Origin of the sequence: Leclercia barmai (genome assembly GCF_049312895.1) — a bacterium.
Classification (GTDB): domain Bacteria; phylum Pseudomonadota; class Gammaproteobacteria; order Enterobacterales; family Enterobacteriaceae; genus Enterobacter; species Enterobacter barmai.
This window is the reverse complement of sequence record NZ_JBMNWZ010000004.1, coordinates 265,291-287,046: the sequence shown is the minus strand read 5'-3', so window position 1 is coordinate 287,046 and position 21,756 is coordinate 265,291. Positions and strand designations below refer to the sequence as shown.

Genomic DNA, 21,756 nt, shown 5'->3' with positions numbered 1-21,756 from the left:
GGCTCGCTTAATTCCTCTGTTCCTGTAAATGAATGAACATCAGGAATAATGTTTTTGTTATGAGTTATATATAATAAATATCGATTTAGATGGCCTACTGCTGAACCGCTTCGGTTTCCCTACCATAGTCGAGCATCCTTTAATAAACGGTAAGTTTATTTTAAATAATAAACCCAAGCCTGTTATTAAAATATGATTTAGATAAGCAGAATCAGATATTGTCGAGATAAAGGCATTCACTCAATAAATTTACAACAATAGATTAATTGCGCAAATATAAAAATAAGCGCCTTCATAACCAATTTAAATAACAAAATGATGAACAGATTATTTAACCGGCAGCTTCATTCGCCGGGTGGCGGCTGCGCCTTACCCGGCCTACGAAACTGCACGCCCTTGTAGGCCGGGCAAGCGAAGCGCCGCCCGGCAAACAGACCGCACCCAAGCTAGAGCCTTTCCTCAAACCGTAACAAACGTCCCGCATTCCCCAGCACCAGCAGGGTACTCATATTATGCAAAATCGCGGCGATCACCGCGCCGGAGGCGCCTAACCAGCCAAAGGCGGCGGCGACGACGATAACCAGCGTCCAGCCGAGGCCTATCATCACGTTGATTTGCAGGGTGCGGCGACAGCGGCGGCTTAAGCGCACGCAGGTGCCGAGGCGACGCAGGTCGCCGCCAATCAGCACGATATCCGCCGATGCCATGGCGATATCCGACCCGCCCGCCCCCATCGCTACGCCGACCACGCCCGCTTTTATCGCCAGCGAATCGTTGATGCCATCCCCGACCACCATCGGGCGAAAGCCGTTGTCGATCTGGACTCTCACCTGATGCAGTTTGTCAGCGGGCAACGCCCCGGCAATCACCTGCTCAATGCCAACGCTGCTGGCGATGCGCTGCGCCACCGTCTCGCGATCGCCTGTCAGCAACAGCTGCTGCTGAAGCCCCAGGTCGCGCAGCTGCGCCATTGCGTCGGGCGCCTCGTCGCGCAGACTGTCGGCAAGCAAAATCCAGCCCAGAAAACGCCCCGCCAGCGCCAGGCCCACGATTGGCCCGTCGTGGATCGGTTCCGGTGGGATATCCGCGGCCCGGGTGGTTAATAATTCAGGCCTGCCGAGACAGGCCTCCCCCGCCGCTGTCGTGGCGGAGACGCCCAGCCCCTGATGCTCGCGCACGTTTTCAAGCGGCGGCCAGGCGCTTTGTGGCGCAATGCTAACCAGCGCCCGGCTGACCGGGTGGCTGCTGGTGGCTCCGAGACTGGCCGCCAGCGCCGCCAGCACTTCCGGCGACTCACCCGCCTGCGGGCGCAGGGCATGAAGCTGCAGTTTGCCGTGGGTGAGCGTGCCGGTTTTGTCGATAATCACCGCGTTGAGTTCGGCGAGCTCTTCGAGGAACGCCGCGCCGCGAATCAAAATACCGTGGCGCGCGGCGACGGTCAGACCGGCGACAGAGGTCGCAGGCGCCGAGAGCACCAGCGCGCAGGGGCAGGCAGCAACCAGCACGGCGAGCATCGCCTGGTTATCCTGGGTCAAAAACCAGGTGCTGGCGGCGATCAGCAACACCAGCAGCAGGTAGCGCGCTGCGTGACGTTCCAGCAGGCGGGTGATCGGCGGGCTGGCCTGCTCCGCGCTCTGCATCAGGGCGATAACGCGCCCGAGGGTGGAGGTTTCACCGGTGCGCGTCACTTCGATGCGCAACCGCCCGTCGAGGCTGATCGCCCCGCCGTAGACCTCCATACCCGGTTTCACCTCCAGCGGCACGGATTCCCCGGTGATCGGCGCGGTGTCGAGGCTCGCCTGCCCGTCCAGCACGCGACCATCGGCGGGCAAACGGTCCCCCGCCCGCACCTCGACGATATCCCCCGCCACCAGCTCCTGATTGTCGATATCCTGCAAATTACCGTCGGCATCAACGCGCCGGGCGCGGCTGCGGGTGAGCTTGCTGAGCGCCTCAATCGCCTCCTGCGAACCCATCACGCTGCGCTCTTCAAGAATATGCCCGACGGTCATGATCAGCGGCAGCACCGCGGCGGTGAGCAGATCCCCGGTCGCCCACGAGCCCAACAGGGCCAGCGCCACCAGCTGATCGGTGATGCCGTGCAGGCTGGGATGACGCAGGCTGTAAAAGGCGTGGCGCAGCAGCGGAATGCCGACCATCAACGAGGCGGCCCCCAGCAGCACATCCGCGACGGCAATCTGTTCCGGCGCCAGCCCGCGCCACAGCAGGCCGAGAATTAAGGTGCCGCTGGCAAACAGGGCCAGAACCAGCTGACGGGCGATGTTGCGCTGTTCCTGATGGCTTAACGCACTACCCGGCGTGAGAGAATCAATGCTCATTTTGAAGAGGGTTCCTTTTGCCCGGCCGCCTGCAGGATCAGGTTTGCATCATCCTGCGGTGAAACGGTAATGACGGAGGCGGCCTGGGCGAGGATCGCCGCCATGCGTTCACGATACACGCGCGCCAGCAGATCCGGGTCGTGCGGCGCGTTGGCTAATCGGGTGATCATCGCGGTGTCGGCCTCGGCTTTGGCGACCTTTTCTCGCGCCTGCGCCTGGGCGGCCTGGCGCGTCTGGTCGGCCTGCTGCGTGGCTTTTTGCCGGATGACGGACGCATCGGTACTGGCGGTGGCTATCGCCTGAGACGCCTTCTGGCTGGCGGTGAGTACCGCATTAAACGCGGCGACCGTGGTGGCAGGCAGCGTTGACTGCACGGTGACGCGCTCCAGGGTAATGCCGGGTGAACTGCCCGCCTGGGCGAGGCGCTGCAGATTTTGCTCGATATTACGCTGCACGTCGCTACGCAGGCGTTCACGCTGCCCGGCGAGGTTGGTCTCGTTGCTGACCATTTCCGGGCGTGCCACCAGGATGGTATCGAGATCGCGCCCGGCGCAGACCGCCACCGCCGCGCGCTCCACCAGCCGGTCGAGGGCGGGGATCACATGTTCCCCCTGCAACACATACTGCTCAGGATTGTTGACGCGGTAAAACACGCTGATATCCAGCTGCACCACCCCCGCATCCCCGGTCAGTAAATAGCCCGAACCGGCTAACGCATCGCTGTTGTTGTCATCACGCATATCCGCATGCAGCGCCTCGGGGGAGCGCAACAGGGCGCTAACGCGATGCTCAATCACGCGATCGGGGGCCGGGACCATCACCACCTCGTCAACCGGCTTCGGCCAGCTCAGCAGTAAGCCGGGTTCGGCGACACGCTGCAGAGCGCCAAAATGCAGCACCACGGCGCGGCTGTCAGCGGGCACCTGGCGGATATTCGAAAACAGCCAGCTTGCGGCGGCCAGAAGCGTCAACCCGAGCAGGGCATAAAAGGCGAGCCGGATGGATTGCGTCCAGGGCCCGGCAGGCGTTGGCATCTCACTCATGGGTTTTATCCAGTTTCGGGCCATCCACTAACAGATGGAACGGCGCGGCATCGGTGCGCAACACCAGCCGGGTACTGGAGTTCACCACTCCGCTCAGGGCATCGAGCTGGCGTAACAGGCTGTAAAGCTCTGGCGAGCTGGCGTAAGCCTTGCCGTAAATGTCCGCCGCCTGCGCCTGAGACTGCGCTTCAATCCCGGCGGCCTGAACCTGGGCCTGGGCCTGCAGAATGCGCGCATCGCGCTCCGCCGCCGAGCGGATCTCTGCCGCGGCACGTTTGCCTTCGGCGGTGCGCTCGGTGGCGATGGTTTCACGCTCGGCGCGCATCCGATCCACGGTGGCGCTCAGCGTAACCGCCGGGAGCGTCAGGCGTTCGGTGCCCACCTGCACCAGGCGAATTCCGTAGCTTTCCAGCAGCGGCTGGCCGATCTGGTCCTGCAGATGGGATTCAAACTGGCCGAGCTGCACCTGTTTACCGTCGGTATTCACCAGCTGCGACAGGGAAAAACCGCTGGCGGTGGTCTCCAGGGCCGATCCCAAATAAGCCCGGATCTGCCGGGCCGCCTCGTCGGGCTGGTTCTGTACTGCCCGCAGGAAGCGCTGCACATGTTCCGGCGTGTTATCGACCTGCCAGATAGCGTAAGACTGGACGATAATGCGCAGCCCGTCGCGCGTGCCGACATCCTGCAGGCCGCTCGAAGTGGTGCGCATGCGTAAATCCACGGCTGTGGCCATTTCAAACGGCGCGGGCAGACGCCACGCCAGGCCCGGGTTGAGCAGCACGCGCACCGGGTTGCCAAAGCGGGTGATAATCAGCGACTCCCCCGAGCGGACCTGGACCAGACTGGCCGCCGCAATAAGCAGCAGCACCAGCAAACCGGCTCCGGCAAGGCGCTTCCAGCCGCCCGTTGCAGGCGTATCAGCGTGATGGCTGTGGCTACAGCCGTGGCTGCAACCGTGATGATGTGAATGGCTCAACGGGAAGGCTCCTGGGTCGGTTTTGCAGGCGCATCGCGGCGGGCTGCGTCGTTCAATGAGGGAAAGTCGCGCAGGTCGATGGTCGGTGGCGTGGCCGCACCAATGCGGCTGTCGATAATCAGCTGCGGGCTGTGGCCGAGCGTCTGGCGCAGCTGGCTAAACCATAATTCGTCGATAAACACCTGGCCGGATTGCGCGGCGGCCTGCTTTTGTGCCGCAAAACGCACCGCCGTGGCCTGCGCCGTGCTGACGGCATCGGCGGCGTTCATCTGCGCCTGATTCTGGCGGGTGGTCGCCTCGATTTGCGCACTGGCCGCCAGGTCTGCGGCATGCCCGCGCTCGCGTGACACCAGCGCCTGAGCGGAAATTTGTGCCGCCTGCACGCCGTGAAACGCATCGGCGGCCCCGGCCGGCGGGTGAATGGCTTCGACCACGGTGGAGAGCAGCTCCACGCCGCTGTGCAGGGCGTTGAGTTTTTGCTGCACCGCCCGGTTAATCTGGCTGGCCAGCAGGTTGCGCTGCTCGCCAAGGAGCTGTTCCAGCGTCATGGAGGAAAACTGATGCACCAGCACCTGGCTGGCGGTGCTGCGGATAAGCGCGGGCAGATCGTTGCTGCGATAGGTGGCGGCCAGCGCGGCGTCATCGCTTAAGCCGATGCGCCACATAAACCGCACGTCGCTGTTGATGATCTGCAGGCTTTGCTGGTCATCACTCTGGCTGGCGATGATCTGGGCTTTATCAAAGCTGTGGATCGCATCCCAGAGCCGGTCCGCGCTTTGCGGGGCGTTACCTTCGGCGCTGGTCAGCGGCTCGGCGGCGGTATCCGGCTCTTCTCCGGCGGCCAGCTCATGCACCTGACCGTTCTCGGTCAGCATCACCCGGCCAAAAGGCCACGGCAGGCCGTAATGCAGCCCGGCGGGTAATACGGCTACCGGCTTACCAAAGCGTTCGTAGATCCCGCGTTGGGTCGTGGCAACCTGCTGGAAGCCGGTCAGCAGCCAGCCGCAGATCGCCATGACTATCATCACCGGAATAAACGCCCGCTTCAGCACCCTGAGCGCCCAGAGCTGGCGCAGGTCGATGCCGAAACGCTGATGGATCTCGTGCTGTAAAAACAGCAGCGGGCGCGGGGGCCAGACAAGCTGTGCGGCAAGCTGGCTTTTAGCCAGATAAAGGGGTTCAGCCCCTTCGGCTCTGGGAGGCATAAACAGCGAGAACATGCCGCGCAGCAAAAACTCCAGCGCCACCAGCAGCACCAGAACCGCGGGCAGATTAATCAGCAGCGCCGTGTTGAGCGTCGGGAAAACGAACGCCGGTAACGAGAGGCACTGCACCGCCATCACCAGGCGCAGCACCGGCGCGATAGCCTGTGCTTCCGGCCAGGCCTCGCGGGATGTGGCTGCCAGATGACGTTCAGCGACCAGGGTGATGAATATCGCAGCGGCAATCACCCCCACCGCAATCCAGCGCAGCCTGCCGTCATCCAGCGCGACGTAATGACTGCCCCACCCTGCCAGCACGATAAACATCACAATGGCGGCCATCATGACGAGTACAGGTCCGTCGCTGGTTAGCAGGACACCGAGGCGCTGATAAAGCCACGACGGCGGGGGTGTGTCTTCCAGCGCGTTCTCAGGGTTCGGCGGGTCGACAATATCCGCGCGCCACTGGCAAATTCGCTGGGTGTGATACCACGCGACGGCTAACAGCGTCAGCGCGGCGGCGTTGCTGCTCAACAGCGAAGGCCAGCGCGAAGATGGGGCAAAGAATTGCACCATCAGCGCGGCGAGGAGCATAAGGAAAATGATTGTACCGAGCCCAAAAACTACCCGGGCGGCAAGCCTGGCCTGCGAGGACGCTAATGAATATCGAGCAGAGGAGTGCATGAGGTTTTACTTTCGGACGCAAAAGGTGTGCGTCACCGTGGCTTATTGTTACCGTATAACGTATCACGGCCATGAATAAGCAGTAAACGAAGCGCAAGTAACCATTTGTACATTTGGGGAAGCGGGGCGCCGCCTTTGACCTTCCAGGACCGGCAAGCATCGAGCCGCCGGGCAATCCGCGGTATCGCCGGGTGGCGGCTTCGCCTTACCCGGCCTACGAAACCCCGCCTTTGACCTGGTAGGCCCGGCAAGCGCAGCGCCGCCGGGCGTTGACGCATCCGGCACGGAATAACCTCCAGTGCAGCATGCTCCCCTCACCCCAGCCCTCTCCCCAAAGAGGAGAGGGAGCCGACCGTGCCAATATTTACCCACGGGAGGGCATCAGGCCACACCGCTGCAGCACCGCCGGGTGGCGGCTACGCCTTACCCGGCCTACAAAACCCTGACTTTGACCCTGTAGGCCCGGCAAGCGCAGCGCCGCCGGGCGTTGCCGCATCCGGCACGGAATAACCTCCAGTGCAGCATGTTCCCCTCACCCCAGCCCTCTCCCCAAAGAGGAGAGGGAGCCGACCGTGCCCCATCCCGCCTGGGATATCACCGAAACATCAACGGCAAGGTTTCGCCAGGCTTCTGCACCCGGGGTGCCCCTGCTTTAAAGGATGGTTCGATAAAATCAGGGTGATGAACAATATGATTCGTCGCCAGATTAAGCGCGCAGTTCATCTCATACAGCAGCCTTTCCTGTTCAGAGGCGCTGCTGCCCGCCAGGTTCTGCGTATACCCTTTCACCTGTATCAAATTTTCCGTCATGCGCAGGTTCGCCAGCTTGCACTCCTCGGCGTGCTGACCGGCGGACTTCAGCTGTCCGCGGCTCTCTTCCAGCGCCGTTTCAAGCTTATCCACCTCATTAGTGAGTCGGGAAACCATCAGGAAGAGGATGGCGACGCCTGCAAGGACCGGAACGATTAACCACCATGACACAAACATGTGAATCACCCTGAAAGATAATTAGCGTAGTTACAGTCTTATTAGCAGGGTGATTTAGAGCAATAATAGGAATTCATTAGAAGCGCCCGCGCGCCTTTACTTCTTCACCGCAGATTGCCAGTACAGCGGCGTGCCGAAAAATTCCACGTAGTAATCAATCACCGCCCGCACATTTAACGGCGGGTGCCGCGCATTGGGGTAGATCGCCGAGATGTTCTGCGGCTCGGTATTGATAGCGGCCTCGTGGCCCGGCAACAGTTTCACCAGCTCCCCGCTCCTGAACCGGTCGCCGATGAGCCAGTCCGGGAACAGCACGATCCCCATCCCGCCCAGCGCCGAGGTCAGCAGGGTTTCCGCGTTATTCGATGACAACAGCGGCGACACGGGATAGTGAACCCACTCCCCGCCGGGCTCGCGCAGCAGCCAGCGGTTTGGACCGGACGAACCGCGATAGACAAGGCATTTATGACGGGTAATGTCATCCGGCGCCTCAGGCGCACCGTATTTGCGCAGGTACGCAGGCGCGGCGGCGAGGTGATAAAACTGCGGCCCGAACACCCGGGCGTGAAAAGAGGAGTCGGTCAGCATGCCGATGCGAAAGATCAGGTCGGCGGCATCCCGATGGGGATCGATATAGTCGTCCGTCAGCGTCAGCTCAATGCTGAGCCGGGGATAACGCTCCGCCAGGCCCGCCAGCCCGGGGGCGATATGCCGCTGGCCGAAAAATACCGGGGCGTTGATGCGCAGCAAACCGGACGGCTCCTGCTTGCGCTCATCCAGCTCCCGCCGCGCGTCTTCAAGATTGCCGAGCATCAGGCGGGCATAGCGGATAAAGAGATGGCCGTTTTCGGTGGGGATGATCGCCCGCGTGTTGCGGTAGAAAAGCTGCTGGCCGAGCGCGTCCTCAAGCTGATGGATAACCCGCGAAACCTGCGACGCGGCCATCCCCTTCCGGCGCGCCACTACTGAAAAGTTCAGGGACTCATAGACCTCTTTAAAGATAAGCAGCCAGCGGATGCTGATATTGGCGGTGTCTGGCATTGATGCATTTCCTGCACAAGTGTTTAGTGCATTATGGCATTTTTCTCACGGATGTTCAGGGGTACGCTTCCCGGCCTGGATACAAGAGAAGAGTCACTATGCGACATCTATTGATTTTACTGGTTATTGCCGGAGGGATGGGCCTGTCCGTCGAGGCGGGCTTACTGGGGCCATTGGGAAGTGAAGTGGGCGATCTGTGGGCAACGTTCAGCATTTTCGGCGTCGGTGCCGCCCTGACGTTTCTGCTGATGCTGTTTTTCAGCCCCCGTAACAGCCCGTCGTTTTTCGCACAGCCTGCATGGCAGCTGCTGGGCGGCGTCCTCGGGCCAATCTACGTGGTTATTCTCACCGTGGCGACGCCTGCGATCGGGATCGCCATGACCATGATTGGCATCCTGGCAGGCCAGGTGTTTAAAAGCCTGATCATCGACCACTATGGCCTGCTGGGCACGCCACACCGAAAAATTGACACCAGACGCATCATCGCGCTGATATTTATTATTGCTGCGCTGGTTCTGGTTGCACAGGGGTAACACTATGACATTTATCATGATTATTCTGGCGGTGATTGGCGGCGCCACGCTGAGCGTTCAGGCCGCCATCAACGGACAGCTGGGCAGCAAAGTGGGCGTGTTCAAAAGCGCATTCCTGACCTTTTCCGTCGGCGCGCTTATCACCGCCCTGCTGATCGTCTTCTTTGAAACCCCGCATGCCGTCACGCTGATGGACGTGCCGAAATGGCAGTTGCTTGGCGCCCTGCTCGGCGTGCCCTATATCGTGATTATGGTGCTGGCCGTGCAGCGGATCGGGACCGCCGTCGCCACGGTGGCGGTGATCTTCGGCCAGCTGACCATGAGCATGCTGATCGACAATTTTGGCTGGCTGGGCAATGCGGCTATCCCTTTTTCGATGAGCCGCCTGGGGGCCGTGGTCTGTCTGGGACTTGCGCTGTGGTTTATCTACTCCAGCAGCACGCAAAAAGCGGAAGAGAAGACCACGGTGGACACGCGTAGTTAAGCAGGCGGCGATGAGGGGAAATGCAGGCAGGTGTTTTTGCCATTCAGGTCATTTATAGTACTTCCCCTCATTCCGCAGCCATTAACACCATGAAAACCGATAATAAACGCGCGCGTGCTTTTCACTATTCCGCCTTTCGCCATCTTTTTGCGGCTCGTTTTCTCACCGTACTCGGCAACGGTATCGCCCCTATCGCGCTGGCGTTTGCGGTACTGGATATCGGCGGCTCGGCCTCTGATTTAGGGATCGTCGTGGCGTCCCGCTCCATTTTTAACGTCCTGTTTCTGCTACTGGGCGGCGTATTAGCGGACCGCTATTCCCGCAGCCGGGTGCTGGTCTCGTCTTCGTTGGTGGCCGCCCTCTCGCAGGCGGTTGTGGCCTGGTCGGTGCTGGACGGTTCCGCCACGGTTATGAGTCTGACCCTCCTCGGCGCGGTAAACGGCGCCGCCGCCGGTATCACCCTGCCAGCCTCCTCCGCCCTTGTGCCCCAGACGGTTCCCGGCAAGAGCCTGCGGGAAGCCAACGCCTTTATTCAGCTCGGTGTTTACAGCGGGACGGTGATCGGCGCGTCGCTGGGCGGGGTGCTGATCGGCTCCGTCGGGCCGGGCTGGGGGCTTGCCATTGATGCGCTGGGGTTCGCCGCCGCTGCGCCGCTCTACCTGCTGATCCGCGTCACCGCTATCGAGGCTCATTCCCCTCAAAGCAACATGCTTCAGGATTTAAAAGAGGGCTGGAAGGAGTTCATCAGCCGGGCGTGGGTGTGGTCGATTGTCGTGCAGTTCACCATTATCAACGCCGCCTTTAGCGGGGTGATGATGGTGCTCGGGCCGGTGATCGCGGATACCTCTTTTGGCCGGGCGCACTGGGGGATTATTGTTGCGGCCCAGAGCATTGGTCTGATCGTGGGATCGTCGCTTGCCCTGCGCTGGCGTCCGCGCCGGGATCTGTTCATCGGCGTGCTGCTGGTGTCGTTCTGCGCCCTGCCCATTTTCATGCTGAGCCAGCTCCCTTCCACGCCCTGGCTGATTGCCGCGTTCTTTATCGCCGGGGTGACGTTTGGCCTCTTTGGCGTCGCCTGGGCCCACTCCCTGCAAACCCACATTCCGCAGGACAAGCTGGCACGCGTGTATGCCTACGATGCGGTGGGTTCGTTTGTGGCGATCCCCTTCGGGGAGCTGATCGCCGGGCCGCTGGCGCAGCAGTACGGCACCAGCAGGGTGCTGCTGGTTGCGGCCTGTGCGGTGGTTCTTGCCACCGTGGCCGCCAGCCTTGTGCCTGCCATCAGACAGCTCGACAACAGGTCACAGATTAAATCGCATACGTAATGGGGTATCATCCGTCTCCCCTTTGTTTCTGCGGTCAGCCTGATGCCTGTGATTATCGATAATTTTATTGCCCCGCCCTGCCATGAGGAAATAGAAACACTCTGGCAGGACGAGCATCTGGTGCTGATCAATAAGCCCAGCGGGCTGCTCAGCCTGTCGGGCAAAAACCCGCAAAACCTCGATTCGGTGCATCACCGGCTGGTACAGATCTTCCCCGGCTGCACTCTGGTGCATCGCCTCGATTTTGGCACCTCCGGGCTGATGGTGATTGCCCGCAACAAGGCGATCAACGCCGCCCTCTGCCAGCAGTTCAGCCAGCGCAGCGTGACGAAAATTTACACCGCCCTGCTCTGCGGGCATCTGCCTGACGACGAAGGGGTGATAGACGCGCCGATTGCCAAAGATCCGGCGCTGTTCCCCTTGATGTCGATTTGCGCCCTTCACGGCAAGCCGGCCCGCTCCCGCTATCGGGTCACTGAGCGTTTTTATCATCAGGGAGGCGTGCCGGTGACGCGGGTGGAATTGACGCCTGAGACCGGGCGCACCCACCAGCTGCGCATTCACTGCCGGGAGCTGGGCCACCCGATTTTAGGCTGCGATCTGTACGGCGGTTTGCTGATGCCCGGTACAGAAAACACGCCGCGCCTGATGCTGCACGCCAGCGAGCTTCGGTTTGCGCATCCGGTGAGCGGGAAGGCTGTTCACGTTCATAATGCCAGTCCGTTCTGATATCTGCGTTTTTGAAACACGGGGTTAGCTGATATGGTGAGATGTCCTCTGCATAACCCAGGTAAAAAACAATGCCAGAAGCGCTGAAAGATAACGATATCAACACCCTGTTTCAGAAACTGAACGCCATTGCCCAGACCGGATTGACCTATTCCAGAGATGTGTTTGACCAGGAGCGCTATGAGGCGCTGCGCCAGATCGCTACCGAGCTTGTCGGGACGCGCTTTAAGATCGACGGCGAGACGCTGCATCACGTCACCGAGTCCGGTTACGCCACCCCGAAAACGGATGTCCGCGCCTTTATTCTGCGTGACGGCAAGCTGCTGATGGTCCGGGAAGCGGAAGACGGCCTGTGGAGCCTGCCCGGCGGCTGGGCGGATGTGGGCGACACCCCTTCCACCGCCGTCTGCCGGGAGGTTGCCGAAGAGACGGGGCTTGAGGTTAAGGCCACCAAACTGCTCGGCGTCTGGGACCGCAATCTGCATGGCCATCCGCCCCTGCCATGGCATGTCTACAAGCTCATCTTTTTGTGTGAAGAGACCGGCGGCAGCCTGGCGGTAAATCACGAAACCACCGGCATCGGGTTCTTTGACATTAATGAACTGCCCGATTTATCGCTGACGAGAATTGTGGCGGAAGAGCTGGAAGTGAGTATGGCGATCGCCACCAGCGATCGCCCGACCTGGTTTGACTGAGGCTGACTAATGAAAAGACGCTATGCCGTTGCTGATGTATTTACCGATCAACCCTTCCTGGGCAATCCCGTCGCGGTTGTTTTAGATGCAGAAGATCTGAGCACAGAGCAAATGCAGCGGATCGCCGTGGAGTTTGGCTACAGCGAAACGACCTTTGTGCTGCCGCCGGAGGATGCTGCCCACACGGCGCGGGTGCGGATTTTTACCCCCTCGCGTGAAATTCCTTTCGCGGGCCATCCTAACGTCGGTACGGCTTATGTGCTGGCAACCTGTGATCCGTCGCTGCCTGACACGCTGCTGTTCGAGGAGATTGCGGGTCTGGTTCCCGTCAGGCTGTTAAAAGAGAACGGCACGGTGACGGGCGCGGAGTTACTTGTGCCGGAAGCCTTATCCTGTCGCTCAGAAGTCCGCCCGGAACAGGTCGCCGCCTGCCTGTCGTTAACGGCAGAGGATATCCGCACCGAAGTTCATAACCCGGTTGTCGCGTCGGTTGGCCTGCCGTTTCTGGTGGCCGAGCTTGCGACACGGGATGCGCTTCGCCGCTGCGTGCCGAATTTACAGGGATTTCGCGCGATACTGCCGCTTGATGGCGCAGTCTCGATTTATGCCTATACCCTGGATAAGGATGCCGGTGAACAGGGCGATATTCAGGCGCGGATGTTCACGCCCCGGATGACGGAAGATCCGGCGACCGGCAGCGCCACCGCAGCGGTAACCGCTCTGCTGGCACTGCATCAGGATAAAACCACGCTCTCTCTTGCGGTCAACCAGGGGGTGGATATGGGCCGGGCCAGCGTGCTCCGTTCAGGGTTTGATGCCTCATCCGGAAAGGCCGTTGTACGCGTGGGCGGCAGCTGCGTTATCACCATGGAAGGGACGTTCAGGTTGTAACCTTGTGCCAGCCATTGCCGGGTGGCGGCTGCGCCTTACCCGGCCTACAAGGGCTTTTGACCCTCCAGGCGCAGCGCCATGGGGCAATCAGGCGGTCCGGTGCAGAGATGCTGGCGAAGAAAAAGGCGCAGTCTGTGGCGTAGCGTTGTGGCACATCCGTGAGCGGGCCCATTATTTCCTCCCCCTTCGTTTACTCTCTTAGAAGTAGCATTTTCATGAGTGACTGTAATCCATACATAATATACACCGCCGCTTCGCATGATTATTTTTCAGCCAATCAACAGGGCGACTAATAATATATAAAAAACCAATTAAGATTATTCCCAAGTACATCTAATTAATATGCACTATACGCTCGATGACCCATTTGTAAACTTGCGTAAAGAGCCCCGTCACGCCTGGACTCGCCCGTTTCAGCGAAACATAAAAAAAGCGAAAAAGCAGAAGTGTCGGAAGGTCGTTTGTTTACATCACCTTGGCGGTAAATATTTATAAAACAAACGAAGCGTTATTTTCAGTTAAATCTTAAAATGAAAAGGATATTATTTAAAAAAGCCAGTTTGACTCTTCGAAAATAGGGGCTAAATTTAATCCTGAACGACAACGGATACGAATACCAACGTATCTTAACTGACATAAATGATGTAAACGAGGAAACATAATATGGCAGAGCAACGTGGTTCAGGTAATTCTTCGCAGGATCGTGAAAGAGCCTCAGATACGGGTAAGAAAAGCGGACCGCAGAGCGGCGGTAATTTCAAAAACGATCCGCAGCGTGCTTCCGAAGCAGGTAAAAAGGGTGGTCAGCACAGCCATGGCGGCGGACGTAAGTCTGACAACTCTTAATTAATCTCATTATTAAAGCCTGTTCTTCACTTTAATCGGAAATCTGCGAGTCCGCGGGCTCGCAGAATTTTTACGTCACTGGAGAAAATTTATGAATATGAAAAGTATAGAGGATGTTTTTATTCATTTACTATCCGATACCTACAGTGCAGAAAAACAGCTTACCCGCGCGCTGGCTAAATTGTCCCGCGAAGCGTCCAGCCCTGAATTAAGCGCTGCGTTTAAAGCGCACCTGGAAGAGACCCACGGCCAGATTGAACGTATCGATCAGGTAGTGGAAAAAACGCCAAACCTTAAACTGAAAAGAATGAAGTGTGTGGCGATGGAAGGCTTAATCGAAGAAGCCAATGAAGTCATTGAAAGCACAGAGAAAAACGAAGTGCGCGATGCGGCCTTGATCGCAGCGGCGCAAAAAGTCGAACACTACGAAATTGCCAGTTACGGCACGCTCGCCACCCTGGCAGAGCAATTAGGCTATACCCAGGCAGTGAAATTATTAGCCGAGACGCTGGAAGAAGAGAAATCCACCGATCTTAAACTCACCGATCTGGCTGTCGGTAATATTAACCAGAAAGCAGAAAAGTAAGTCTGAATTAACCGAACCCGAGGAAGAAAATATGAATCACGTAGAACACTACCATGACTGGCTACGCGATGCTCACGCCATGGAAAAGCAAGCCGAATCTATGCTCGAATCAATGGCGAGCCGCATCGATAATTACCCTGATGTACGCGCCCGAATTGAGCAACATATTTCTGAAACCAAACATCAGATTACCCTGCTGGAAGAGATCCTCGACCGTAACGATATTTCCCGCTCGGTTATTAAAGACTCCATGAGCAAAATGATGGCGTTCGGTCAGTCGATGGGCGGCATGATGACGTCCGATGAAATTGTGAAAGGCTCTATCAGCGGCTACGTTTTCGAGCAGTTCGAAATTGCCTGCTACACCTCCCTGCTGGCCGCGGCGAGAAAAGCCGGGGACGTGGCGTCGATCCCTGCCATCGAATCCATCCTCGCGGAAGAGCAGCGCATGGCCGACTGGCTGATCCAGCATATCCCTGACACTACTGAACAGTTCCTGCTGCGTTCAGATGCAGACGGCGTGGAAGCAAAAAAATAACTCAGGAGTGAGCCTATGTTTCGACACGTAAAGCAGTTGCAGTACACCGTCCGCGTTGCCGAGCCTAATCCAGGCCTGGCAAACCTGCTGCTTGAGCAGTTTGGCGGCCCTCAGGGCGAGCTGGCCGCCGCCTGCCGTTACTTCACACAGGGGCTGGGCGATGACGATCCGGGCCGCAGAGAGATGCTGATGGATATCGCCACCGAAGAGCTCAGCCACCTTGAGATCATCGGCACGCTGGTCGGCATGCTGAATAAAGGCGCCAAAGGCGAGCTGGCCGAGGGGACGGAAAGCGAAGCGGAACTGTACCGCTCGCTGACGGCCAACGGCAACGACAGCCACATTACCTCCCTGCTGTACGGGGGCGGGCCATCGCTGACCAACTCCGCTGGCGTACCCTGGACCGCAGCTTACGTCGACACCATTGGGGAAGCCACAGCCGATTTACGCTCGAATATCGCGGCGGAAGCGCGCGCTAAGATCATCTACGAACGCCTGATCAACGTCACCGACGATGTCGGGGTAAAAGATGCCCTCGCGTTCCTGATGACCCGTGAAGCCGCGCACCAGCTCTCGTTTGAGAAAGCATTGCAATCGATTCGCAACAATTTCCCACCGGGGAAACTGCCGCCAATCGAACAATATGCGACCACCTACTACAATATGTCTGCAGGTGACGATCTTCGCGGCAGCTGGAATAGCGATGAAAACTTTGAGTACGTTGCCGATCCGCAACCCGCCGTTGACGGTGGAGACGGCAGTGCTCAGGTCAAGCTCTCGAAGGAGCAGACTGCTCTGCTCAAAGCGATGGCGAAACGCACCGAGTCGGATCCGAAAGCCGATCCACTCACTGGCGCTGAGCTGGGTGCCGGAAAGAAAAAACCGTAACCCTGCCCGATAAGCAGTACCACGATGCCCCGTTTCTTACGGGGCATTTCGCTGACAGGGGATAACGATGCTGGAACTCGATGCGTTTCATCTCGCCAGGCTTCAGTTCGCCTTCACAGTCTCATTTCACATTATCTTTCCGGCGTTAACCATCGGCCTTGCCAGTTATCTGGTGGTGCTGGAGGGGATGTGGCTGAGGACCAAAAACGACGTCTGGCGCTCGCTGTACCACTTCTGGTTAAAAATCTTTGCCGTTAACTTCGGGATGGGCGTGGTCTCCGGCCTGGTGATGGCCTATCAGTTTGGTACCAACTGGAGCGGCTTCTCCCAGTTTGCCGGGAGCATCACCGGCCCGCTGCTCACCTATGAAGTGCTCACCGCCTTCTTCCTTGAAGCGGGATTCCTCGGCGTGATGCTGTTTGGCTGGAACAAGGTCGGGCCCGGCCTGCACTTTTTTGCCACCTGCATGGTGGCGCTGGGCACCTTGATGTCCACCTTCTGGATCCTCGCCTCCAACAGCTGGATGCACACCCCGCAGGGCTTCAGCATTGAGAACGGTCAGGTGATCCCGGAAGACTGGTTCGCCATCATCTTTAACCCCTCCTTCCCGTATCGCCTGATCCACATGTCTATCGCCGCTTTCCTCAGCAGCGCCCTGTTTGTCGGTGCCTCCGGGGCGTGGCACCTGCTGCGCGGCAATGACACCCCGGCGGTGCGCAAGATGTTCTCGATGGCGCTGTGGATGGCGCTGCTGGTCGCGCCGATCCAGGCCTTTGTCGGGGATATGCATGGCCTGAACACCCTCGAACACCAGCCGGCTAAAATTGCCGCCATCGAGGGCCACTGGGAAAATCCGCCCGGCGAGGCTACGCCGCTGCTGCTGTTTGGCGTGCCGGATATGGAGGAGGAGCGCACGAAGTACGGGCTGGAGATCCCGGCGCTTGGCAGCCTGATCCTCACTCACAGCCTGGACAAGCAGGTTCCGGCCCTGAAGGATTTCCCGAAAGATGAGCGGCCCAACTCGCTCATCGTCTTCTGGTCGTTCCGCGTGATGGTGGGCCTGGGGCTGCTGATGATCCTGATGGGGGTCACCAGCCTGTGGCTGCGCCGCCGTCGCCGACTGTACCACTCCCGACCGTTCCACTGGTTTGCCCTCAGCATGGGGCCTGCTGGCGTGCTGGCGATCCTGGCGGGCTGGATCACTACCGAAGTGGGCCGCCAGCCGTGGGTGGTATATGGCTATCTGCGCACCATTGACGCGGTGTCGCTGCACAGCACGTTACAAATGAGCATCAGCCTGCTGGCGTTTATCGTTGTCTACTGCTCGGTGTTCGGCGTGGGGCTCGTCTATCTGGTGCGGTTGATTAAAAAGGGACCGCAGCCTGTCGACAACCTCTCAGTGAAGACCGACGGCAGACCGGCACGTCCGCTCTCGGCGGCAGAACCGGTACCGGAAGAGGAGAAACTGTAATGGGCGTCGATATCTCAGTCATCTGGTTTGCGATCATCGTTTTCGCCACCCTGATGTACATCATTATGGATGGTTTCGATTTGGGTATCGGCATGCTCTTCTACTTTGAGCGCGACCCGGAGGCCCGCGACGTGATGGTCAACAGCGTCGCTCCGGTATGGGACGGAAACGAAACCTGGCTGGTGCTGGGGGGCGCAGGGCTGTTTGGCGCCTTCCCGCTGGCCTATGCGGTGATCATCGATGCCCTGACGATCCCCCTGACCGCCATGCTGATCGGCCTGATCTTCCGCGGGGTGGCGTTCGAGTTTCGTTTTAAGGCCACGCCGTCGCACCGCGCCTTCTGGGATTACTCCTTCGCTGGCGGCTCGCTGCTGGCGACCTTCAGCCAGGGGATTGTGGTCGGGGCGATGATTAACGGCTTTGACGTCGAAGGCCGCCGCTTTGCCGGTTCGGCGCTGGACTGGCTGACGCCGTTTAATCTCTTTTGCGGCCTGGGGCTGATGGTGGCCTACACCCTGCTGGGCACGACCTGGCTCATCATGAAAAGCGAAGGGGCGCTGCAGAACCATATGCGCGATCTGACCCGCCGCGTGCTGCTGGCGCTGCTGGGCGTGGTGGCGGTGGTGAGCATCTGGACGCCGCTCGGCTGGCAGTTCGTGGCCGACCGCTGGTTCACGTTGCCAAACTTCTTTTACTTCCTGCCGGTGCCGCTGCTGGTGGGGCTCTTCGGGCTGTGGATCTGGCGACTCACCCGCAACCCGCACAGCCATACCCGGCCGTTTATTCTGACGCTCGGGCTGATCTTCCTCGGCTTTAGCGGGCTGGGCATCAGCCTGTGGCCGAATATTATTCCGCCGCGCATCACCATCTGGGACGCCGCCGCACCGCCGTCCAGCCAGCTGTTTATGCTGGTGGGAACGCTGCTGATTATCCCGCTGATTCTGGTCTACACCGCCTGGAGCTATTACGTGTTTCGCGGCAAGGTGACGGATACCGAGGGGTATCATTAAGCATAGCGGCATTGCGCGCAATAAAACGCCGGGTGGCGGAGGTAAATGCAAAACGGCAACTCAAGTTGCCGTTTTTAGTGTTTGCACCCTCTCCCAGTGGGAGAGGGCCGGGGTGAGGGCATCAGGCCGCACCCGGCCTACAAAACTTTAGACCTTGTAGGCCGGGCAAGCGAAGCGCCCCCGGCATTTCACACCGGCAGGAACCTAAGGTGAACGGAACCACCACCTCATCCGCATGTTCCCCTCACCCCAGCCCTCTCCCCAAAGAGGAGAGGGAGCCGACCGCGCCAATATTTACCCACCAGGAGAGAACAAATTTATTTCCGCCGTGTAATAAGCCTGCCGACCAGCAGCAGCCCCGCCAGCGCGGCGCTACCCAGCAGCACTTTCCCCGGCACGCCGGAGGTGATGGCCGTGGCGCGGGTTCTGGCCTCGCTGGAGAACCGTCCGTGCACCTGATGCATACCGCTAACCGGGGCGGAAAGGTCATCCTGCCGCCCGGGAGGATTGAGCTCGCTGGTCATCTGCCCTTCCCACGCCTTTTTCACCATCAGCCGGTCGAGAAAACCGGGGAACAGGAACTGGCCGATAATCGCCTGCACGGTGCTGCGCCCAACCCATAGCTCCCGCACCGGACGCCGGGTGACGTTGAAAATCGCCTCGGCGGCCACCTCCGGTTCGTAGACCGGCGCGACCGGGCGCATGGCGAAGGCAAACTTATTCCGCGCCCAGTTAAACTGCGGCGTGTTGAGCCCCGGCATCTGCACCATCGATAGCTGAATGTTTATCCTCTCGTGGATAAGCTCTGTGCGCACGGCGTCGGTAAAGCCGCGAATTGCCGCTTTTGCCCCGCAGTAGGCCGACTGGAGCGGAATCGAGCGGTAGGCCAGCGCGGAGCCGACCTGGATAATCTGCCCGGTATCCCGCGGGGTCATTACCGCCAGCGCCGCCCGGGTGCCGTTGACGTAGCCGAGATAGGTAACGTCCGTGACCCGACGAAACTCGTCGTCGTTCATGGTGCGAAACGGCGCCAGTACCCCGCACATGGCGTTATTGACCCACACGTCGATCGCCCCGAGCTGCTGCTCGAATTCGTTCGCCGCCGCCATAATAGCCGACGCGTCCGCCACATCGGCGTTTACCGCGTGGCACTTTACGCCGTAATGTTCGATTTCGCCCCGCGCCACCTCCAGGCTGTGGTCATCGCGGGCGATAATCCCCACGTCATAACCCGCCTCTGCAAATCGCAGCGCCGTAGCTTTGCCTACGCCAGCCGTCGCTCCGGTGATCACCACAACGCTCATCACGCTCTCCTTAATGCAGTTGCTTTTTCCAGTGCGGGATCTGCCGCAACAGTTCGGAAAGCGCATAGCGAACCGCTTTCTCAATTACGTCTTCACACTCGCCGGTGAAGTGCTGTACGGCGGTGGTGACTTCGCCGTGAAAACACCAGCCAAACCAGACGGTGCCTGCCGGAGTACCATCCTCACCGCCGTCCGGTCCGGCATAACCGCTGATGGCAATGCTGATATCGGCGTCGGCAAGCTTCAGCGCCCCTTCGGCCATCTCGCCCACCGTCTGGCTGCTGACGGCGGTGTATTTTTCAAGGGTGGCGTTACTGACGCCCAGCACCTTGTGCTTGGCTTCATTGTTAAAGGTGACCACGCCGGTACCAAAGAACGAGGCGGTATCCTCTTCTGCGCACAGCGCCGAAGCCAGATTGCCGCCGGTGCAGGACTCCGCCGTGGTAAGCAGCCAGCCCAGGTCGATCAGAACGGTGGCAACCTGGCTTGTGAGCTCCTTGGTGGTTTTAGCCTGGTTCCAGATATTGTCTTTCATGATGCACTCTCTTCAGGAACAATCGAAATATGACCATTACGTTCAAGTATGGCGTATTTAATTTTTTTCAGTTCCGTTATGCCATGATTCTGACGGGCAGAGACCAGAATATCGTCGCAGGAAACATCGACCTTTTTTAATTTTTCGTTTTGCAATTCACCGTGAACCACCAGAATAACCGGGGAGCCATCGAGCACCGATTCCGCACCGGAAATATATTTTTTCACCATGCCGAAAAGCATATCCACCACCACCAGCGTAATAATGGTGAGCATGGCGCCGGTGACGGAAAAATCGTCTCCCAGCAGCGCCTGCTGGGTGGCTTCGCTGATAATTAACAACAGAATAAGATCGAAGCTGGTCATTTGCAGCAGCGCCCGTCTCCCGGCAATTTTAAATACCACCAGCAAAATCAGATAAATCGCCACCGCCCTGAGTATCATTTCCATACTGTTGCCTTAGGGATAGATAAATTGCCAGAAAGAGAGAGCCGGTTGATTATTGACCGTCACAGAGGTATTGGTTTTACCGGGGCGATGCGGCGTGGTGTAAAGCCAGACGGTAAAATCCCGGCGCGGCTTCTGATAAACCAGCACCATCTCCCCGCCCTCGATGTACATTGCGTCGGGCTGCGGCCAGATATTATCGGTCTGAATACGCGCCATATAGTCGCCGCCAATGCGCAGCGTCAGCGGGGCAGGATCCGCGCCCGGAACGGTAATTTTTAACTCGACGGGGGTTTGCAATCGGCCAAAACGCTGATATTCCACCTGCAGGCTATTTTCAGCGCTGCTTTTTGTCGCCTCGCTAAAATAGCCGCCGGAAAAAAGCCCCAGCAGCGCAGCGGCAATAATGAGTAATAACAGAACAAAACCGAAGCGGTGGGCATCGTATTCAAACTGCAGGGCGGCATGGCTTTGTTTCACGCCGGGCAAAGCGGGGGGATTTTCTTTTGCTTTTGCCATATATCACCTCACCGTCTCGTTAATTAATATTATGCAGCCAGATGATTTTTATCGATAAATTTGATTAAGACAGTTCCTGTTTGCAAAATAAAAAATAGCAACCAGGCTTAATCTGTCAAGCAGGCTAAACCAAGGAGGTCGTATGAAATTATCCGTCGCACCCTTATTGTGTTGTCTAATAATTCCGGCAGCCTATGCCGATGATAACGGTGGACTGAAGAAAGATACTGCCCCTCCTCCACCGCACGCGCTGGATGACGGTTACCGCGGCACCGAGGATGCCCGAACCATGACCGTAGAGCAGGCAAAAGAGATGCACGACGGGGCAACCATTTCCCTGCGCGGTAATCTTATTGACGGCTCCGGCGGCGACAAATTTAAATTCCGCGATAAAACCGGCACCATTGATACCATTATTCCCCAGGCGGTATTTGATGGCCGCAAGGTCCAGCCCGATAATATGATCAGCATTAACGGCAGCCTGGACAAAAAATCTTCGCCTCCGGTGGTTCGCGTCGACCGCATTCAGAAATAGCCATAAATTTCACTTAAGTTTCCCGTGGATATTTCCCGATATCCACGAGAAACCTGCGTTATATATTCTCCACGCCTGAACCTACCAGATTTAAGGAGCCTCAAACTCGGATAATTCCGGGCTTTAGGATTAATCCCCCTTTCATTCCC

The 21,756-nt window shown here is 58.7% G+C and carries 23 protein-coding genes; 13 read left to right on the top strand and 10 right to left on the bottom strand.

The window, feature by feature from the left end; translation table 11 throughout:
• Positions 1–446: 446 nt before the first annotated feature.
• The 6 genes from ACOYA6_RS17100 to ACOYA6_RS17075 form a co-directional block, all read right to left on the bottom strand.
• Entirely contained in the window at positions 447–2,339 is a 1,893-nt protein-coding gene (locus ACOYA6_RS17100; RefSeq protein WP_422655063.1) for a heavy metal translocating P-type ATPase, read from the bottom strand.
• Positions 2,336–3,382 (bottom strand): SPFH domain-containing protein, encoded by a 1,047-nt coding sequence (locus ACOYA6_RS17095; RefSeq protein ID WP_422655062.1) that lies wholly within the window; start codon positions 3,380–3,382, stop codon positions 2,336–2,338. The genes ACOYA6_RS17100 and ACOYA6_RS17095 overlap by 4 nt, the downstream gene beginning before the upstream one ends.
• Positions 3,375–4,358, bottom strand: coding sequence for a protease modulator HflC (gene hflC / locus ACOYA6_RS17090; protein WP_139563474.1), 984 nt, complete (start codon positions 4,356–4,358; stop codon positions 3,375–3,377). The genes ACOYA6_RS17095 and hflC overlap by 8 nt, the downstream gene beginning before the upstream one ends.
• Positions 4,355–6,154: a protease modulator HflK gene (gene hflK, locus ACOYA6_RS17085; RefSeq protein WP_422655061.1), complete on the bottom strand. Its 1,800-nt coding sequence runs from the start codon at positions 6,152–6,154 to the stop codon at positions 4,355–4,357. The genes hflC and hflK overlap by 4 nt, the downstream gene beginning before the upstream one ends.
• 684 nt (positions 6,155–6,838) lie before the next feature.
• On the bottom strand, positions 6,839–7,231 hold the full coding sequence (locus ACOYA6_RS17080; protein WP_138371041.1) for a hypothetical protein: 393 nt from the start codon (positions 7,229–7,231) through the stop codon (positions 6,839–6,841).
• A 96-nt stretch (positions 7,232–7,327) separates the two neighbouring features.
• Positions 7,328–8,272, bottom strand: a complete 945-nt coding sequence (locus tag ACOYA6_RS17075) for a LysR family transcriptional regulator (protein WP_422655060.1) — start codon at positions 8,270–8,272, stop codon at positions 7,328–7,330.
• A gap of 98 nt (positions 8,273–8,370) precedes the next feature.
• Here ACOYA6_RS17075 and ACOYA6_RS17070 point away from each other — a divergent pair, with 98 nt between their 5' ends.
• From ACOYA6_RS17070 to cydB, 12 genes are all read left to right on the top strand, one after another.
• Positions 8,371–8,805 (top strand): DMT family transporter, encoded by a 435-nt coding sequence (locus ACOYA6_RS17070; RefSeq protein ID WP_138371043.1) that lies wholly within the window; start codon positions 8,371–8,373, stop codon positions 8,803–8,805.
• Positions 8,806–8,809: 4 nt separating this feature from the next.
• Complete coding sequence (locus ACOYA6_RS17065) at positions 8,810–9,289, top strand: DMT family transporter (protein WP_422655059.1); 480 nt, start codon at positions 8,810–8,812, stop codon at positions 9,287–9,289.
• Between the two features lie 89 nt (positions 9,290–9,378).
• Positions 9,379–10,614, top strand: a complete 1,236-nt coding sequence (locus ACOYA6_RS17060) for an MFS transporter (RefSeq protein ID WP_422655058.1) — start codon at positions 9,379–9,381, stop codon at positions 10,612–10,614.
• 42 nt (positions 10,615–10,656) lie between these two features.
• Positions 10,657–11,343 carry an RluA family pseudouridine synthase gene (locus ACOYA6_RS17055; RefSeq protein WP_422655057.1) on the top strand — a complete coding sequence of 229 codons (687 nt, stop codon included), beginning with the start codon at positions 10,657–10,659 and terminating at the stop codon, positions 11,341–11,343.
• Between the two features lie 71 nt (positions 11,344–11,414).
• Positions 11,415–12,038: an NUDIX hydrolase gene (locus tag ACOYA6_RS17050; RefSeq protein ID WP_052246184.1), complete on the top strand. Its 624-nt coding sequence runs from the start codon at positions 11,415–11,417 to the stop codon at positions 12,036–12,038.
• Positions 12,039–12,047: 9 nt separating this feature from the next.
• Positions 12,048–12,929, top strand: a complete 882-nt coding sequence (locus ACOYA6_RS17045; protein WP_223074795.1) for a PhzF family phenazine biosynthesis protein — start codon at positions 12,048–12,050, stop codon at positions 12,927–12,929.
• 663 nt (positions 12,930–13,592) lie between these two features.
• Positions 13,593–13,775 carry a con-10 family general stress protein gene (locus tag ACOYA6_RS17040; protein WP_039030032.1) on the top strand — a complete coding sequence of 61 codons (183 nt, stop codon included), beginning with the start codon at positions 13,593–13,595 and terminating at the stop codon, positions 13,773–13,775.
• Between the two features lie 91 nt (positions 13,776–13,866).
• Positions 13,867–14,361: a YciE/YciF ferroxidase family protein gene (locus tag ACOYA6_RS17035; RefSeq protein ID WP_039030031.1), complete on the top strand. Its 495-nt coding sequence runs from the start codon at positions 13,867–13,869 to the stop codon at positions 14,359–14,361.
• Positions 14,362–14,392: 31 nt separating this feature from the next.
• On the top strand, positions 14,393–14,899 hold the full coding sequence (locus ACOYA6_RS17030; protein ID WP_039030030.1) for a ferritin-like domain-containing protein: 507 nt from the start codon (positions 14,393–14,395) through the stop codon (positions 14,897–14,899).
• A 15-nt stretch (positions 14,900–14,914) separates the two neighbouring features.
• Entirely contained in the window at positions 14,915–15,787 is an 873-nt protein-coding gene (locus ACOYA6_RS17025) for a manganese catalase family protein (RefSeq protein WP_138370603.1), read from the top strand.
• 67 nt (positions 15,788–15,854) lie between these two features.
• A complete protein-coding gene (locus ACOYA6_RS17020) occupies positions 15,855–17,258 on the top strand; it encodes a cytochrome ubiquinol oxidase subunit I (RefSeq protein ID WP_039030028.1) in 1,404 nt (467 codons plus the stop codon).
• Positions 17,258–18,268 (top strand): cytochrome d ubiquinol oxidase subunit II, encoded by a 1,011-nt coding sequence (gene cydB / locus ACOYA6_RS17015; RefSeq protein WP_039030027.1) that lies wholly within the window; start codon positions 17,258–17,260, stop codon positions 18,266–18,268. The genes ACOYA6_RS17020 and cydB overlap by 1 nt, the downstream gene beginning before the upstream one ends.
• A gap of 317 nt (positions 18,269–18,585) precedes the next feature.
• Here the strand turns inward: cydB and ACOYA6_RS17010 are convergent, their stop codons facing one another.
• The 4 genes from ACOYA6_RS17010 to ACOYA6_RS16995 are packed head-to-tail and all read right to left on the bottom strand — an operon-like array spanning position 18,586 to position 21,072.
• Entirely contained in the window at positions 18,586–19,572 is a 987-nt protein-coding gene (locus ACOYA6_RS17010; protein ID WP_422655056.1) for an SDR family oxidoreductase, read from the bottom strand.
• A 10-nt stretch (positions 19,573–19,582) separates the two neighbouring features.
• Positions 19,583–20,107 carry a 2-oxo-tetronate isomerase gene (locus ACOYA6_RS17005; protein ID WP_039030025.1) on the bottom strand — a complete coding sequence of 175 codons (525 nt, stop codon included), beginning with the start codon at positions 20,105–20,107 and terminating at the stop codon, positions 19,583–19,585.
• Positions 20,104–20,556 (bottom strand): DUF421 domain-containing protein, encoded by a 453-nt coding sequence (locus ACOYA6_RS17000; protein WP_138370602.1) that lies wholly within the window; start codon positions 20,554–20,556, stop codon positions 20,104–20,106. Before ACOYA6_RS17000 ends, ACOYA6_RS17005 begins: the two co-directional genes overlap by 4 nt.
• A 9-nt stretch (positions 20,557–20,565) precedes the next feature.
• Entirely contained in the window at positions 20,566–21,072 is a 507-nt protein-coding gene (locus ACOYA6_RS16995) for a hypothetical protein (protein ID WP_422655055.1), read from the bottom strand.
• Positions 21,073–21,214: 142 nt separating this feature from the next.
• Between ACOYA6_RS16995 and ACOYA6_RS16990 the strand changes: the two genes are divergently transcribed.
• Positions 21,215–21,607, top strand: coding sequence for a YdeI family stress tolerance OB fold protein (locus tag ACOYA6_RS16990; protein WP_039030022.1), 393 nt, complete (start codon positions 21,215–21,217; stop codon positions 21,605–21,607).
• Positions 21,608–21,756: the final 149 nt, after the last annotated feature.

Excerpts from the sequence above, each read along its gene's own strand:
- ACOYA6_RS17100 (WP_422655063.1), bottom strand. The coding sequence starts at position 2,339 with ATGAGCATTGATTCTCTCACGCCGGGTAGTGCGTTAAGCCATCAGGAA.
- ACOYA6_RS17095 (WP_422655062.1), bottom strand. The coding sequence starts at position 3,382 with ATGAGTGAGATGCCAACGCCTGCCGGGCCCTGGACGCAATCCATCCGG.
- hflK (WP_422655061.1), bottom strand. The coding sequence starts at position 6,154 with ATGCTCCTCGCCGCGCTGATGGTGCAATTCTTTGCCCCATCTTCGCGC.
- ACOYA6_RS17080 (WP_138371041.1), bottom strand. The coding sequence starts at position 7,231 with ATGTTTGTGTCATGGTGGTTAATCGTTCCGGTCCTTGCAGGCGTCGCC.
- ACOYA6_RS17075 (WP_422655060.1), bottom strand. The coding sequence starts at position 8,272 with ATGCCAGACACCGCCAATATCAGCATCCGCTGGCTGCTTATCTTTAAA.
- ACOYA6_RS17070 (WP_138371043.1), top strand. The coding sequence starts at position 8,371 with ATGCGACATCTATTGATTTTACTGGTTATTGCCGGAGGGATGGGCCTG.
- ACOYA6_RS17065 (WP_422655059.1), top strand. The coding sequence starts at position 8,810 with ATGACATTTATCATGATTATTCTGGCGGTGATTGGCGGCGCCACGCTG.
- ACOYA6_RS17060 (WP_422655058.1), top strand. The coding sequence starts at position 9,379 with ATGAAAACCGATAATAAACGCGCGCGTGCTTTTCACTATTCCGCCTTT.
- ACOYA6_RS17055 (WP_422655057.1), top strand. The coding sequence starts at position 10,657 with ATGCCTGTGATTATCGATAATTTTATTGCCCCGCCCTGCCATGAGGAA.
- ACOYA6_RS17050 (WP_052246184.1), top strand. The coding sequence starts at position 11,415 with ATGCCAGAAGCGCTGAAAGATAACGATATCAACACCCTGTTTCAGAAA.
- ACOYA6_RS17045 (WP_223074795.1), top strand. The coding sequence starts at position 12,048 with ATGAAAAGACGCTATGCCGTTGCTGATGTATTTACCGATCAACCCTTC.
- ACOYA6_RS17040 (WP_039030032.1), top strand. The coding sequence starts at position 13,593 with ATGGCAGAGCAACGTGGTTCAGGTAATTCTTCGCAGGATCGTGAAAGA.
- ACOYA6_RS17035 (WP_039030031.1), top strand. The coding sequence starts at position 13,867 with ATGAATATGAAAAGTATAGAGGATGTTTTTATTCATTTACTATCCGAT.
- ACOYA6_RS17030 (WP_039030030.1), top strand. The coding sequence starts at position 14,393 with ATGAATCACGTAGAACACTACCATGACTGGCTACGCGATGCTCACGCC.
- ACOYA6_RS17025 (WP_138370603.1), top strand. The coding sequence starts at position 14,915 with ATGTTTCGACACGTAAAGCAGTTGCAGTACACCGTCCGCGTTGCCGAG.
- ACOYA6_RS17020 (WP_039030028.1), top strand. The coding sequence starts at position 15,855 with ATGCTGGAACTCGATGCGTTTCATCTCGCCAGGCTTCAGTTCGCCTTC.
- cydB (WP_039030027.1), top strand. The coding sequence starts at position 17,258 with ATGGGCGTCGATATCTCAGTCATCTGGTTTGCGATCATCGTTTTCGCC.
- ACOYA6_RS17010 (WP_422655056.1), bottom strand. The coding sequence starts at position 19,572 with ATGAGCGTTGTGGTGATCACCGGAGCGACGGCTGGCGTAGGCAAAGCT.
- ACOYA6_RS17005 (WP_039030025.1), bottom strand. The coding sequence starts at position 20,107 with ATGAAAGACAATATCTGGAACCAGGCTAAAACCACCAAGGAGCTCACA.
- ACOYA6_RS17000 (WP_138370602.1), bottom strand. The coding sequence starts at position 20,556 with ATGGAAATGATACTCAGGGCGGTGGCGATTTATCTGATTTTGCTGGTG.
- ACOYA6_RS16995 (WP_422655055.1), bottom strand. The coding sequence starts at position 21,072 with ATGGCAAAAGCAAAAGAAAATCCCCCCGCTTTGCCCGGCGTGAAACAA.
- ACOYA6_RS16990 (WP_039030022.1), top strand. The coding sequence starts at position 21,215 with ATGAAATTATCCGTCGCACCCTTATTGTGTTGTCTAATAATTCCGGCA.